We start from the raw sequence: 15,226 nt of genomic DNA on the forward strand, positions 1-15,226 counted from the left end.
ACACTCCGAAAGATGAGGGACCAGACTAATCGGCGCGTGCGTCTGTTGTCTTGACCTGCGTCATCTTTGTATGCCCTGCGCTGCGAAAGGGCCGGCACGGGGCCGGCACCTGCGCACGATCATACGGTGGCGGTGAAGTGGGGCGCGAAGGTGTCCTGCTCGCCCTTGCGGGCATAGCCCAGCGGGTTGGCCACAACGCGGCAGCGCCAGGGCGTGCCGTCGGCGCGCGTGCCCTGCACCGTGTAGTCGCTTGGGGCGTGCAGGTGGCCGTGCATCCATAGTTGCGCGTGCGGCAGAAGGTCGTCCAGCGCGTTACAGAACCCTGCGGTGCCGGGAATCAATCCGTAGCGCGGATCGGCGCTTTTGAGGCTGGGGGCGAAGTGCGTCACCGCGACGGTGGGTCCGTCGAACGGGCGGGCCAGCGCTTCGCGCAGCCAGGTCTGGCAGGCCAGCGATTGCTCGCGCATGGGCTCGGCCAGGAAGGGCTCGCCAGCGCGGGTGCCGCCGGTCTTGCGCAGGTAGAAGTTGGCGGCGCGAAAGGCTTTCTCGCGCTGGCGCAGGCGCTGCGCGAGGTCGGTGCTGCCCTCGTCTTCGGCCAGCGCATCGAAATCGCTCCACAAGGTTGTCCCGATGAAGCGCACGCCGTCGAGCACCACGCTTTCGCGCTCCAGCCAGATCAGGCCCAGCCGGTCACACACCTGGCGCAGGCGCTGCTGGGCGGCGTCGAAATCCTGCATGTCGTACTCGTGGTTGCCCGGCACGAACACCACGGGCGTGGGCCAGCCCGCGAACTGCGGCAACGGGGAAAAGCGCGCGAGGCCGAAGTCGTCGTCGGCCAGTTGCGAGCCGGACTGGTACGAGCCGATGTCGCCGGCCAGCACCAGCAGGTCGGCGCCCGGGGCGGGGCTGGGGGCGAAGGCGGGGTGGGCTTCCAGGTGCAGGTCGGACAGCAGTTGAATCTTCATGCGCCGATTGTGGAGGCTCGCGGGCCCGCCTTCAGGCGGCGGGGGGGCGGCGTGCGGTGTGCATGGCGGCGCGCACCATCGCGCCCCGCAGCCAGCGGTGGGCCGCATCGTGCAGGCGCCGGCGGTGCCACAGCGCATCCACATGCACCGTGGGCAGCGGCATGGGCAGGGGGCGCCACACCAGTTCGCCGGCAATGCTGGCCACGCCCACGAAGTGCCTGGGCAGCACGGTGAGCAGGTCGGTCGTGGTGACCACGCGCCCGGCAGTGAAGAACTGGTTCACCGTGAGCACGATGCGCCGCTCGCGCCCGAGAGCGGTTAGCGCTTCGTCGATGAACCCGTACGGCTTGCCGGAAAAGCTCACCAGCAGGTGGCGCGCGCCGCAATACAGGTCGAGCGTCATCGGCACTTGCGCGAGCGGATGGCCGTGGCGCATCACGCACACGTATTCGCCGTCGTACAGGCGCACGCTTTCAAAAGCCACCACGGCGTCGGTCTGGGCGCGCGCGGTCAGGTCGGCCATCACCGCCGGGAAGTAGCCCACCGCCATGTCGGCGGATTCGTCGTCCAGCATGCTGCGCGGGTCGCGGGTGGTGAGCGGGACCACGCGCACCGAGACCCCGGGCGCCTCGCGCTCCACGATCTCCACCAGGGGCGGGATCAGCGTGGCGCCCGTGGCGTCGGCCATGGCCAGCACGAAGGTAGAGTTGGCGGTGGCAGGGTCGAAATCGCCCGGCGCCAGCGACTGCTGCAGCTGCGCCAGCGCCTGCCGCACCGGGGGCCATAGGGTGAGCGCGCGGGGCGTGGGCTGCACGCCCTGACCGCTGCGCACGACGAGGTCATCGCCCAGCACCTCCCGCAGGCGCCGAAGGGCATTGCTCACGGCCGGCTGGGTGAGCGACAGCTTGTGCGCGGCGCGGGTGAGGTTGCGTTCGGTCATCACCTCATCGAACACACGCAGCAGGTTCAGGTCGAGCGAGCGGAAGTTGAGCGGCAGCATGTTTGAACCATCACTTCAATGAATGACTGAGATTCAAAATATAAAGTGGAACAACTATGGGGTAAACCCTAAGATTCACGCATTCGCCCGGCAATTTCGCCAAAAGCGTTTGAAAAGGGTCCTCATCATGGCAAATTTTGTACACATCGAATACCGCACTGAACATCCCGGCGTACAGCGCGCAGAGCGCTTCGCTGCTTCCTTGAAGGGCGCTGCAGCCAGCCTTGACGGCTCGCGTGGTGCTTCTTCCCTCCTGCTGGCTGCCGTCGTGGCTGCCGTGCTGGTCGTCGCCAACCAAGTGGTGGACAGCCGCGCCGAAGGCCACATGCTGGCTGCCTGGATGGTCATGTGGGTCATCGCTTTCGCCGCGCTGGCTCTGCTGGCCGGTCCAGCCCGTCGCGCCAGCACACTGTTGCGTTCCGGCTACAAGGCTTGGTCCGAAGCCCGCCGCCGCGAAGCCGAAGACGAAAAGACCTGGAATGCCGCACTGCACGACGCACGCATCATGGCCGACCTGAGCCGTGCCATGAACGGCATCGCAGTGGACAACATCCGCCGCTACTACTGAGATCGGCGGCCGTCATCGGCCAGCAACGTCTCCTCTTTCAAGGGCGCCTTCAGGCGCCCTTTTTTCATGGCCGGCCAGGCACCAGGGAACCGTTGCCGCTCGTCCACCGCTGGCGCCAGCGCTCCAGGCCGTAGTAGATGACGGGGGTGGTGTACAGCGTCAGCAACTGGCTCACCGCCAGACCGCCCATGATGGCCAGGCCCAGCGGCCTTCGCAGTTCCGAGCCTTCACCGGTGCCGAGCACCAGCGGCAACGCTCCCAGGAAGCCGGCCAGATTGGTCATCAAGATGGGCCGCAGCCGCAGCGCTGCCGCCCGGCGGATGGCCTGCTGCGGCGGCAGCCCATCGCGGCGCTGGGCGTCCAGCGCGAAGTCGATCATCAGGATCGCGTTCTTCATCACCACGCCGATGAGCAGAAACAGCCCCAGCAAGGCCATGAGACTGAAAGGAGTGTTGGTCAGCCACAACGCCAGCAAGGCGCCCACCCCCGCAGGCGGAACGGTCGAGAGGATCGTGAGCGGGTGCACCATGCTTTCGTAGAGCACGCCCAACACCAGGTACACCGCCAGCACCACGCCCAGAATGAGCCAGGGCTGGGAGCGCACGGCGCTGGCACGCGCGGCATCTTCTCCGGATGGCGCCAGATGCACTGACGCGGGCAGCACGACGCGCGCCATCACCGCATCCAGGGCGCGCTTGCCTTGTTCCTGCGTGACACCGGGGGCGAGGCTGTAACCGATGTACATCGAGGCGAACAGCGCGTCGTGCCAGACCTGGTCTTCCGTAAGGCCGTAGCGCCAGGTGGCAAAGGCCGTGAGCGGCACACGCGCCCCGGTGGGGGTGAGCACCTGCATCTGTGCGAGCGACTGCGGCTGCGCCGTGAAACGCGGGTCCACCTCCATCACGACGCGGTACTGGTTAAGCCGGTCGTACAGCGTCGTCACCTGGCGCTGGGCGTAGGAGTTGTTGAGCACGGACGCCACGGCCTGCATGTCTACCCCGAGGCGCTGGGCGGCTTCGCGGTCGATGTCCACGATCACCTGCTGGGCGCCGCCGTCGCTCACGGCCTGCACGTCCGTGAACTCCTTTGCCTCGCCCATGGCCAGAGAGACCTTGCGCGCCCAGGTGCGCAGTGCCCGGACCTCTCCCGACCGCAGGATGACGGCGGAATCCGCCTCGCCGAACGAAACGCCGCCGATCTGGATGTCCTGCTCGATGCTGGGGCTCAGTACCCCGCCCGGGACGGCAGGCGCCTTCTCGCGCAGCCGGTTGACCACGGCCTGCGTCGGTTCGCCGCCGCGCTCCGCCAGAGGCTTCAGGCTCACGACGAAGAAACTGTTGGCGATGCTGCCGCTGCCACCGCTGGTGCCGGCCACGTGGGCCACTGCGGGGTCGGCCAGCAGGAGCCGCCGGTAGGCCTCGATCTTGGGTTGCATGACCTGGAACGAAAAGCCATCGTCGCCGCGGATGAAGGCGTGCACGATGCCGGTGTCCTGCCGCGGCATCATGATCTTGGGCAGCGCCTGGTAAAGCCATGCATTCACGCCGATCACCGCCGCGAAGGCCAGCAGCACCACGCCGCTGTGATGCAGCGCCCAGCCCAGGCTGCGGTCATAGCCATGGCGCAGGTCGGCCAGCATGGCGGCGCTGGCCGCCCCCAGCCGGGCCGTCCAGGCATGGCGGGCCTGCACGCGACGCGCGCTGCGCTGCCCGCGCAAGGCATAGGCGCACAGCACAGGGGTGAGCGTCAGCGAGACCACCAGCGAGATCACCACCGCCGCGGCCAGCGTGATCGAGAACTCACGGAACAAACGTTGAACCACGCCGCCCATGAACAAGATCGAAACGAAGACGACCACGAGGGCGAGCGTCATCGCCACCAGGGTGAAGCCCACTTCGCCCGCACCGCGCAGCGCGGCGCGCAGCGGCGTCATGCCGCGCTCGATGTAGCGCTCCACGTTCTCCAGCACCACGATTGCGTCGTCCACGACCAGGCCAGCGGCCACGATCAGGGCCATGAGCGACAGGTTGTTGAGCGAGAAACCCGCCAGGTACATCACCGTGAACGTGCCGATGAGCGACACCGGAATCGCCACGGTCGGAATGAGCGCGGTGCGCAGGCGCCCCAGAAAGGCCGCCACCACGGCCACCACGAGCGCGACCGACAGTGCCAGCGTGAAATGCGCTTCGCGCAGCGTGGCGCGGATGCCCTGCGAGCGCTCGACGACGATGTCCAGCCGCACACTGGCCGGCACCAGCGTGCGCAGGTAGGGCAACTGCGCGCGGATCGCATCCACGGTGGCCACGGTGTTGGCCCCCGGCTGGCGCCGCACCTGCAGGATCACGGCGTCGCGCTCGTTGTGGAAGCCGCTGCTGTAGCGGTTTTCGGTGGAGTCGCTCACGCGGGCCACATCCGCCAGCCGCACCGGCGCGTTATCGGACCAGCGAAGCACCAGCGATTCGTAGTCGGCCGCGCGCGCAGGCGCACCATCCATAGCCAGCGGCCAATGGCGGCCCCCTTCTTCGACGGCGCCCAGGGGCTGCACCGAGCCGGATCGCACGATGGCCGACCGCACCTCGTCCAGCGCCAGGCCCTGGTGTGCCAGCGCGCCGGGGTCGAGTTGTACGCGCACGGCGGGCAGCGACGCCCCGCCGACCGACACGTCGGCCACGCCCGGAACCTGTGCGATCTTCTGCGCGAGGATGGTCGATGCCGCGTCGTACAGGGCCGAGGGCGCCAGGTGTGGCGACGACAGCGCCAGCACCACGATGGGCCGCTGCGACGACTGGATCTTGCGGAAGGTCGGGTTGCCTTTCATTCCCGCCGGCAACTGGCTGCGCACTGCGTTGATCGCCGCCTGCACATCGCGTGCCGCGGCATCCAGGTCGCGGCCCAGGACGAACTCGAGCTTCACTTCCGTGGCGCCCTGGTTGCTGGTGGAAGAGATGGCGGACACCCCCGCGATCGCGCCCAGCGCGCGCTCCAGCGGAGCGGCCACGGTGGCTGCCATGCTCTCCGGGCTGCCCCCGGGCAGGCTGGCGCTGACGCGGATCACCGGGTAGTCCACCTGCGGCAGCGCCGCTACGGGCAGCAGGCGCCACGACAGCAGCCCGAGCAGCACCAGCGCCAGCGACAGCAGCGATGTGGCCACCGGCCTGCGGATGCACAGGCGGGCCAGGTTCATGGGGCGGTGCCCGCGGTGTCGTCCTGCCACGCCGCACGGCGCCGCGAAAGCCGTTGGCCCAGCCGGTCGAAGTACAGGTACACCACCGGCGTGGTGAACAGGGTGAGCACCTGGCTGACCACCAGGCCGCCCACCATCACGATGCCCAGGGGCTGGCGCAACTCCGCCCCCGATCCTTGGGCCAGCATCAGCGGCAGCGCCCCGACGAGCGCGGCGAGCGTCGTCATGAGGATGGGCCGCAGTCGCAGCAGCGCAGCGCGCCGGATGGCCTCGTGGGCGGGCAGCCCCAGGCGGCGCTGCGCATCCAGGGCGAAGTCCACCATCATGATGCCGTTCTTCTTGACCAGGCCGATGAGTAGCACGATGCCGATCACCGCGATCAGGTCCAGCGGCCGGCCGCTGATCAGCAACGCCAGCAGCGCCCCCACGGTAGCCGACGGCAAGGTGGAAAGGATCGTGATGGGGTGAATGGTGCTTTCATAGAGGACCCCGAGCACGATGTACATGGTGACCACGGCCGCCAGCACCAGCCACAGCGTGTTGGACAGCGACGCCCGAAAGGCTTCGGCCGCGCCCTGGAACCGCGTCTCGATCTGTGCAGGCAGGCCGGTGGCGGCCAGTTCCTGTTCGATGGCCGACACCGCTGCACCCAGTGATTGCCCCGCGCCGAGATTGAACGACACCGTGGCCGCCGGAAACTGCCCTTGCTGCATGACTTGCAGCGGAGCCGGCTGTTGGGTGATGCGCGCCACGGCCGACAGCGGCACGCTGCGGCCCGAGGGCGTGGAGACGAACGTGGTCTGCAGCGCGTCCAGGCCGCGGGCATGGCGCGGATCGACCTCCAGCACCACGCGGTATTGGCTGGCTTGTGTGAACAGCGTGGCGATCTGGCGCTGGGCATATGCGTTCTGCAGGGCCGTGGCAATGTCGGCCACCGTCAGCCCCAGGCGCGCGGCGGCGTCTCGGTCCACTTCCACATGCGCCTGCCGGCCCTGCTGTTGGAGGTCGCTGGCCACGTCCGCGAGTTCGCCGCGCGCGCGCAGCCGCTCCACCAGCCGGGGCACCCAGGTGTCCAGCAGGGCGGGGTCGGGCGTGGTCAGGGTGAACTGGTACTGCGTGCGGCTCACACGGTCTTCGATGGATAGCTCCTGCACCGGCTGGAACCACGCCGTGATGCCGCCGACCTGACCGGCGCGGGCGCGCAGGCTTTCCAGAATGGCGCGCGCACTGGCCTGCCGCTCGCCATGGGCACGCAGATTGATCAGCATGCGACCGCTGGACAGCGACGCGTTGCTGCCGTCCACGCCGACGAACGACGACAGGCTCGCCACGTCAGGCTCCTGCAGCAGCGCATTGGCCAGCGACTGCTGGCGCTGCGACACCACTGTGAAAGAGCTTTCAGCCGGCACCTCGGTCACCACCTGCACCACGCCGCTGTCCTGCACGGGGAAGAATCCTTTGGGCACGGCCAGATACAGCAGCACGGTCAGCACCAGCGTGGCGAGCATCACCAGCAGCGTGAGGCCCTGGTGCGCCAGCACGGTGTCGATGGCGCGGCCATAGCGTTCGAGCGCACGGTCCATGAATCCCCTGGCGGCGCCCGTTGCTTCGCCGGGCGGGGCATGCAGCGGGGCCTTGAGCAGGCGGGCGCTCATCATCGGTGTGAGCGTGAGCGACACCAGGAGCGAGATGCCGATCGCCACGGCCAGCGTGAGCGCGAATTCATGGAACAGCCGCCCCACCACGTCCCGCATGAACAGCAGCGGGATCAATACGGCCACCAGCGATACGGTGAGCGAGATCAGCGTGAAGCCGATCTCCGAGGCCCCCTTGAGCGCGGCCTGCAGCGGTGGCAGGCCCTGCTCTCGATGGCGGGCGATGTTCTCCAGCATGACGATGGCATCGTCCACCACGAAGCCCGTCGCGATGGTGAGCGCCATCAGACTCAGGTTGTTGACCGAAAAACCCAGCAGGTACATCACCCCGAAGGTGCCGACCAGCGACAGCGGCACCACCACGCCCGGGATGAAGGTGGCGGTGGCGCTGCGCAGGAAAAGAAAGGTCACCAGAACGACGAGCCCCACGGCGAAAACGAGTTCGAGCTGCACATCGCGCACCGATGCGCGGATGCTCTGCGTGCGGTCGGTCAGCAACGCCACCTCCACGGCGGCAGGAAGGGTGGCAGTGAGCTGGGGCAGCAGGGCGCGCACTTGGTCGGCCACTTCGATCACGTTCGCGCCGGGCTGCCGCTGAACGTTCAGCAGCACGGCCGGCTGGCGATTGGCCCAAGCCGCCAGGAACCGGTCTTCCGGGCCGGGCTCGACGGTAGCGACATCGCCCAGGCGGATCGGAGCGCCTGGTAGCGGGGCGCTGGTGCTGCTACCGGCCACGGCAGGGAGCGCGGCGACGGTGCCGGTCGGCGTGCGCCAGGCCACGATGAGGCGCCGATAGGCTTCGGGGGAAGTGATCTGGTCGTTGGCGTCGAGCAGCGTGGTGCGGTACGGGCCGTCGAAACTGCCTTTGGGCTGGTTGGCATTGGCACCGGCAATGGCTCGGCGCACGTCTTCCATGCTCAATTGCTGGGCGGCCAGCGCAGTGGGGTTGGCCCGAACGCGCAAGGCCGGCCGCTGCCCGCCCGCCAAGCTCACCATGCCTACGCCCGACAACTGGGCCAGCTTCTGCGCCATACGCGTCTCGACCAGGTCATGCACCTCATGCAGCGGCAGGCTGGGCGAGGTGATGGCCAGGGTCAGGATCGGCGCATCGGCTGGATTCACCTTGCGATAGATGGGCGGCGCAGGCAGATCGGCGGGCAGCAGGCTCGCGGCGGTATTGAGCGCGGACTGCACGTTCTGTTCGCCCACGGCCAGATCAGCGTCCAGCGTGAATTGCAGCGTGATGACTGAGGCCCCGCTGGAGCTGGTGGACGACATCTGCCGCAGGCCGGGAATCTGCCCCAGCCGGCGTTCCAGCGGCGCGGTGATCGCACGGGCCGTCACGTCGGGGCTGGCCCCGGGCTGAAAGGTGAACACCTGGATGACGGGGTAATCCACCTGCGGCAGTGCCGCCACGGGCAGCAAGCGCCACGCGATGGCCCCCGCAATGAGCAATGCCAGCATCAGCAGCAGCGTGGCCACCGGGCGCAGGATGAAAGGGCGCGAGAGATTCATGCCGATGAAAACAGCTGGGGGCGCGGAAGGTCAGCGTGGACTGCTGGCCGTGCTGGCTGCGGATGCGGCTGGCACGGCGCCGGAGGCTGCGGCAGCCTGCGAGCGTGCGCGCTGCTGGAGCTGCAGCGCCGTCTGCGGTGGCTCGCCATCCATCACCTGGGCCACGTCGATGCCGTCTCGCAGGCGGTCCAGGCCTTCCAGCACCACGGCTTCGCCCTCGGCCAGCCCCTCGGTCACGGCAAGGCGTTCGCCATCGCTGGCGCCCAGAGCCACGCGGCGCAGCACGGCCTTGCCGTCCCGCACCGTGTACACGTAAGGTCCCTGGCTACCGTGCTGAACGGCGTCGGCGGGCACAACCAATGCGTCTTCGAGCGTGCGCACCTTCAGCCGCACGTTGACGAACTGGTTGGGAAAGAGCGCGTCGTCGGCGTTGTCGAACTGCGCCTTGAGCCGCAGCGTGCCGGTAGCGATGTCGATCTGGTTGTCCAGCGTCGTCAAGCGGCCCGTCGCCAACAAGGCGGACTCGGCCCGGTCCCACGCCTGCACCACCAACGGCCGGCTGCCGCGCGCATGCGCCCGCACGGCCGGCAACTGGGTTTCGGGAATGGCGAACACCACCGTGATCGGGCGCGTCTGCGTGATGGAGACCAAGCCTTGCGCATCGGCCGTGGCCACCAGGTTGCCGGCGTCGATCCGGCGCATGCCCAGGCGGCCAGCCACCGGGGCTTCGATGCGGGTGTAAGACAGTTGCAGCCGGGCTTCTTCGACCTGAGCGCGCACGGTCGCCAGGCTGCCGCGCAATTGCGCCACCAAGGCTTCCTGGGTTTCCAGTTGCTGCCGCGCAATCGAATCCTGCTGCAGCAGCGTGCGGTAGCGCACCACGTCGCGCTCCGCACTGCGCAGTTGCGCCTGCATCTGCTCCTGCAGGCCTTCGGCTTGCGCCAGCTTCACGCGGAACGGGGCGGGGTCGATCTCGGCCAGCACCTGGCCGCGCCGCACTTCCTGGCCTTCGTCGAACAGCACGCGCGCCAGTTGGCCGTCCACGCGGCTGCGCACGGTCACGCTTTGCAGCGCGGTCACCGTGCCGATGGCCTTGATCTGTTCATCCATGGCCTGGCGTTGCACGCCGACCAGGCGAACGGGAATGGGGCCGGTCCAAGGGCTGGGTCCCGACTCCTGCAGTGCGGGCTGGCGCCATGCGAAGTACCACGCAAGCCAGGCGATCAACACCAGAAGCACGCAACCCAGCAGCCGAAGCCAGAGGCGGCGCGTGGATGCCGCCGGCATCCGCTCAGAAACCATTTCAACCATGTCAGGCCCGTCGAGGGGAGAAAGTGCCAGCGCCGCAGGCGCAGGAAGCCGATGCGCAACCCGGCAAGCCGGAAGGTGCAGCGGCGGTTTCGGCCCCGAAGGCACCGGGGCGGTGGGGAAGTGTGCCGCGCGAGACCCGGGTTGGGTTGGCAGCTTGCGAATTTAGCCGAAAGAACGGGCTAAATGATAATGACTTTTAATTGGAAGGTGATCTTCGCCCAGCAAAAAGCGCCCAGGCCGCGTAGCGGGCTGGGCGCTTGAAGGTCGAGCATGGTGGGCTGGCTTGCGCCTTGCCTCACCACTGCCGATGGATCAGCCGGCGAGGCGTTTTTCCAGGGCGGCCTTGGTATCGAGCAATGCGGCAGGCAGGTGGTAGGCCAGTTGGTCGAAGTGGGCCGTGTGCAGCTTCAGTTCTTCAGCCCACGCGGCCTGGTCGATGCGGGTGACGGTGTCGAACTGCGCAGGCGTGAAATCGATGCCCGTCCAGTTGATTTCGCCGTACTGCGGTGCGGTGCCGATCGGCGTGTCCTGGCCGGTGGCCTGGCCTTCGATGCGGTCGATCATCCACTTGAGCACGCGCATGTTGTCGCCGTAGCCGGGCCAGACGAACTTGCCGTCATCGCCCTTGCGGAACCAGTTGGTGGTGTAGATCTTCGGCAGCTGGGCGCCCGCAGCGGAAATCTTCTCGCCCATGTTCAGCCAGTGCTGGAAGTAGTCGCTCATGTTGTAGCCCATGAAGGGCAGCATCGCGAAGGGATCGCGGCGCACCACGCCCTGCTGGCCGGCGGCTGCAGCGGTGGTTTCGCTGCCCATCGTGGCGGCCATGTAGACGCCTTCCGTCCAGTTGCGGGCCTCGGTCACGAGCGGCACAGTGGTGGAGCGGCGGCCACCGAAGATGAACGCGTCGATCTTCACGCCCTTGGGGTCGTCCCAGGCGTCGTCGAGCGCCGGGTTGTTGGTGGCGGCCACGGTGAAGCGGGCGTTGGGGTGCGCGGCCTTGGCGCCGGTTTCCTTGGCGATCTGGGGCGTCCAGTCCTTGCCTTGCCAGTCGATCAGGTGATCGGGCAACTTGCCCGTGTCCTTTTCCATGCCTTCCCACCACACATCGCCGTCATCGGTCAGCGCGACGTTCGTGAAGATCACGTCCTTGTCCAGGCTGGCCATGCAGTTGGGGTTGGTGTGGTAGTTGGTGCCGGGGGCCACGCCGAAGTAGCCGGCTTCGGGGTTGATGGCGCGCAGGCTGCCGTCGGCCTGGGGCTTGATCCAGGCGATGTCGTCGCCGATGGTCGTGACCTTCCAGCCGTCGAAGGCCTTCGGAGGCACCAGCATCGAGAAGTTGGTCTTGCCGCAGGCGCTTGGGAAGGCCGCAGCCACGTGGTACTTCTTGCCCTGGGGATTGGAGACGCCCAGGATCAGCATGTGCTCTGCCAGCCAGCCCTGGTCGCGGCCCATGGTGGAGGCGATGCGCAGTGCGAAGCACTTCTTGCCCAGCAGCGCGTTGCCGCCGTAGCCGGAGCCGTACGACCAGATCTCGCGCGTTTCGGGGTAGTGCACGATGTACTTGGTCTTGTTGCAAGGCCAGGACACGTCCTTCTCGCCGGCCTGCAGCGGTGCGCCCACCGTGTGCACGCAAGGCACGAAGTCGCCTTCCACGCCCAGCACGTCGTACACCGCACGGCCCATGCGCGTCATGATCTTCATGTTGACGGCCACGTAGGGGCTGTCGGACAGCTCGATGCCCACGTGGGCGATGGGCGAGCCCAGCGGGCCCATGCTGAAGGGCACCACGTACATGGTGCGGCCCTTCATGCAGCCGTCGAACAGCGGTTGCAGCGTGGCGCGCATTTCAGCGGGGGCCATCCAGTTGTTGGTCGGGCCCGCATCTTCCTTCTTGGCAGAGCAGATGTAGGTGCGGTCTTCCACGCGGGCCACGTCGGTGGGGTCGGACCATGCCAGGTAGCTGCCGGGGCGTTTGGCAGGGTTGAGTTTCTGGAAGGTGCCGGCATCGACCAGTTGCTGGCAGAGGCGGTCGTATTCTTCCTTAGAGCCATCGCACCAGTAGATGGCGTCAGGCTTGCAGAGAACCGCCATGTCGGCGACCCAAGCCAACAGGCGGGCGTTTTTGACGTATGCGGGAGCCTGGAGATCCAGGCCTTGCATGGTGGGTGCGTTCATCGGGAGCTTCCTGAAGTTGAAAAACGGTTTTTTCAAAGGAAGCGGCCGGCGAGCGGCACGACGTCTGGGCCTGCGCATGGGTCTTCTGAGCGCTGCCTTTGAAAAAACGGCTTGATGCTCAGTCGGCGGGCGGGATTGCGGGGCGTGAAGACCGCAGGGTCCGCGGGTCGGCTGGGATGACGATTTTATGAATCCCGCCCGCCCGTGTCTGTCAGACAACGGGTAAATCCATGCAAAAAAAACATGGGGTTATGTCGTTGGCGCGGTGGCGCCAACGATGCAAGAGCTGACGCCTCGCTTCCTTCCGCTCTACCAGCTGTAGCGTGCGGTCAGGTAGACGGTGCGGCGCTCGCCGTAATAGCAGCCGGCGGAGGCCAGGCATGACGCCACGTATTGCTTGTCCCCCAGGTTGGCCACGTTCAGCGCCAGCCGCACACCCTTCAGCGCAGGTTGCAGGCGGCCCAGATCCCAGCGCACGGCTGCGTCGATCAGCGTCACGCCGGGCACTCGGTAGACATTGGCCGCATCGCCGAAAGTGGCGCCCGTGTGGCGCACGCCAGCGCCGAGCGAAAGGCCGGCGAAATCATCGCCTTGCAGCGCGTAGTCGAGCCACAGCGCGGCCTGCTGCTTGGGCACGAAGGCAAAACGGTTGCCCTGGATGCTCGCACCCGCGGCGTTCGGATTGGCTCGGGTGACACGGCTGTCGGTGTAGGCATACGACGCCACGGCTTCCAACCCACGGGCCACCGGGCCGCGGGCTTCCAGCTCCAGGCCGCGCACGCGCACCTCGCCGGTCTGCTCGTTGAACGAACGGCTCAGCGGATCGGGCGTGAGCACGTTCTGCTGCGTGAGCTGGTAGACGGCCGCGGTGAACAAGGCCTTCGATCCGGCTGGCTGGTACTTCACGCCGGCCTCGATCTGCTTGCCGGTGGTGGGGTCGAACACCGCGCCGAGCCGGTCGGTGCCGGCGGCGGGCTGGAACGACGTGGAATAGCTCAAATAGGGAACCACGCCGCCATCCAGCGTGTACATGAGCGCAGCGCGCCCTGTGAACTTGCCGTCGTCCTGGTCGGTGGCCACGGTACGGCCCGTGGCGGTGGTGAGCGTCCGGGTGGCCGTGTCGGCGCGGTCATAGCGGCCGGCGAATACACCGATCCAGCGGCCCCATTGCATTTGGTCTTGTACGTAGGCGCCCAGCTGCCTGCGCTTTTGCGCTATGTGGGTGGCGACCGAAGGGATCACGCCGCTGTCGCGGCCGTAGACCGGCTGGTAGGCATTGAAAGGCGTGGAAAGCACGCGCAGGTTGCTTTCGTCGTAAGTGGCCTTTTCGTCGGAGAAATCCATTCCCGCCAACACGGTGTGGGCCACGGAGCCGCTGCGGAAATCGAACTGCGCCTGCGTGTCGACGGTCAGCAGATCGGCCTGTTCAGGGAATGCCCACGCGTAGCGTCCCAGCGCCGCCGGATTGCAGGCCGCCTGGCAGAACGCCTGGATGCGGCGTGTTTCGGCCGTGACTTTGCCGTAGCGCAGGTTTTGCCGCAGCGTCGTTTGGTCGTTCAGCCGGTGCTCCGCCTCGTAGCCGATGAAGCGCTGGCGGTTCTGGTAGCGGTCGAAGCCGGGCTCTCCGACGAAGGCACGGGTCGGCAACGCGGCATAGCGGCTGGTGTCCAGCGTGCCGGCTGCCGGCAGGGCGGGCGCACCGCCACCGCCGGGCGAATCGAGCGACTGCCATTGGCCCAGCAGCATGACCTGCGTGGCTTCGCTGGGGCGGAATGACAGCGATGGCGCCAGGTAAGTCTTTTTCTCGGACACATAGTCGAACGAGGTGTCGGCCTCGCGGCGCAGCCCGACCAGGCGGTAGCTCCAGACGCCCTCCTGGTCCAATGCCCCGCCGATGTCGATTGCCGCCTGCTTGCGGTTATGGCTGCCGGCCTGCAACTCGATCTCACGCACTGGTTCTCCGGTTGGGCGCTTGCTGACCATGTTGATCAGTCCGCCTGGCCCGGCCTGTCCATAGAGCACCGACGACGGGCCCTTCACCACTTCGGTCCGCTCCAGGCCCCAGGGCTCGATGCGGGGCTGCGAATAGCCTCGCGCGCCGAACGGCAGGCGCAGGTTGTCCAGATAGCGCGCAGGAGGCGTGAAGCCGCGCAGGGTGAACCAGTCGTAGCGCAGGTCGGTGTTGCCGTACTGGGCCACGATGCCCGGCGTATAGCGCAGGCCTTCCACCAGGGTGGTGGCGCCCTGGGCCTCCATCTGGCCGCGCGTGACGACCGAGACGGACTGCGGCGTTTCCAGCAGCGAGGTACCCGTCTTGGTCCCCCCGGTGGCGCTCTGGGCCACGAAGCCCGTCCCAGGTCCCTTGCTGGATTCTTCGGCCGCACTGGCCGTGACGGTGACCGGAGCGAGCATGGCTGTGCGCTGGCCGGTCACGCGCACCTCCGACATCGGTTGGGCCGTAGCGGCTGGCTGCAAGGTATAGATTCCATCCGGGCCGCGCACGGCCTGCAGGCCGGTGCCGGCCAGGACAGCAGCCAACCCGTCGCCCACGCTCCAGCGACCGCGCACGCCAGGGCTGGCGACACCGGAGGTCACGGCCGCATTGGTCGACAGAAGAATGCCGGCCTGGCCCGCGAACTGGCTCAGCACAGTGCCCAAAGGCCCGGCGGCAATCGCGTATTCCCGCGTGGCCGGAACCGTGCTCTGGGCTTGCACGGGCAGGGCTGCTGCGGCTGCCACCGCAGCCGGCAGTGCCATGAGGGCGGCGCGCAGCGCGGTCGAAGACGCCGTGCGGCGAAAGGGCAGGAGCGGCGAGCGGGTGGACGAAAAAAGGTGCGCAGGCATGGTGGCGAT

General features: G+C 67.6%; 8 protein-coding genes. 1 reads left to right on the forward strand and 7 read right to left on the reverse strand.

The features are described from left to right. Positions 1–119: 119 nt before the first annotated feature. On the reverse strand, positions 120–965 hold the full coding sequence (locus BLT03_RS14575; RefSeq protein WP_092744493.1) for a metallophosphoesterase: 846 nt from the start codon (positions 963–965) through the stop codon (positions 120–122). 31 nt (positions 966–996) lie between these two features. After that, positions 997–1,965, reverse strand: a complete 969-nt coding sequence (locus BLT03_RS14580; protein ID WP_092744494.1) for a LysR family transcriptional regulator — start codon at positions 1,963–1,965, stop codon at positions 997–999. A 127-nt stretch (positions 1,966–2,092) separates the two neighbouring features. On the opposite strand from BLT03_RS14580, the gene BLT03_RS14585 reads away from it, so the two are divergent. After that, on the forward strand, positions 2,093–2,533 hold the full coding sequence (locus tag BLT03_RS14585) for a hypothetical protein (RefSeq protein ID WP_092744495.1): 441 nt from the start codon (positions 2,093–2,095) through the stop codon (positions 2,531–2,533). Positions 2,534–2,597: 64 nt separating this feature from the next. Here BLT03_RS14585 and BLT03_RS14590 read toward each other — a convergent pair whose 3' ends face one another. From BLT03_RS14590 to BLT03_RS14610, 5 genes are all read right to left on the reverse strand, one after another. Then, positions 2,598–5,717, reverse strand: coding sequence for an efflux RND transporter permease subunit (locus BLT03_RS14590; RefSeq protein ID WP_139160400.1), 3,120 nt, complete (start codon positions 5,715–5,717; stop codon positions 2,598–2,600). After that, complete coding sequence (locus tag BLT03_RS14595; protein WP_092744496.1) at positions 5,714–8,887, reverse strand: efflux RND transporter permease subunit; 3,174 nt, start codon at positions 8,885–8,887, stop codon at positions 5,714–5,716. The genes BLT03_RS14590 and BLT03_RS14595 overlap by 4 nt, the downstream gene beginning before the upstream one ends. Positions 8,888–8,917: 30 nt before the next feature. Beyond that, positions 8,918–10,198, reverse strand: coding sequence for an efflux RND transporter periplasmic adaptor subunit (locus BLT03_RS14600; RefSeq protein ID WP_245711402.1), 1,281 nt, complete (start codon positions 10,196–10,198; stop codon positions 8,918–8,920). Between the two features lie 312 nt (positions 10,199–10,510). Next, positions 10,511–12,373, reverse strand: coding sequence for a phosphoenolpyruvate carboxykinase (GTP) (locus BLT03_RS14605; RefSeq protein ID WP_092744498.1), 1,863 nt, complete (start codon positions 12,371–12,373; stop codon positions 10,511–10,513). A 309-nt stretch (positions 12,374–12,682) separates the two neighbouring features. Then, positions 12,683–15,217 (reverse strand): TonB-dependent siderophore receptor, encoded by a 2,535-nt coding sequence (locus BLT03_RS14610; protein WP_092744605.1) that lies wholly within the window; start codon positions 15,215–15,217, stop codon positions 12,683–12,685. Positions 15,218–15,226 lie beyond the last annotated feature (9 nt).

Origin of the sequence: Paracidovorax valerianellae, from assembly GCF_900102625.1 — a bacterium.
GTDB lineage: Bacteria > Pseudomonadota > Gammaproteobacteria > Burkholderiales > Burkholderiaceae_C > Paracidovorax > Paracidovorax valerianellae.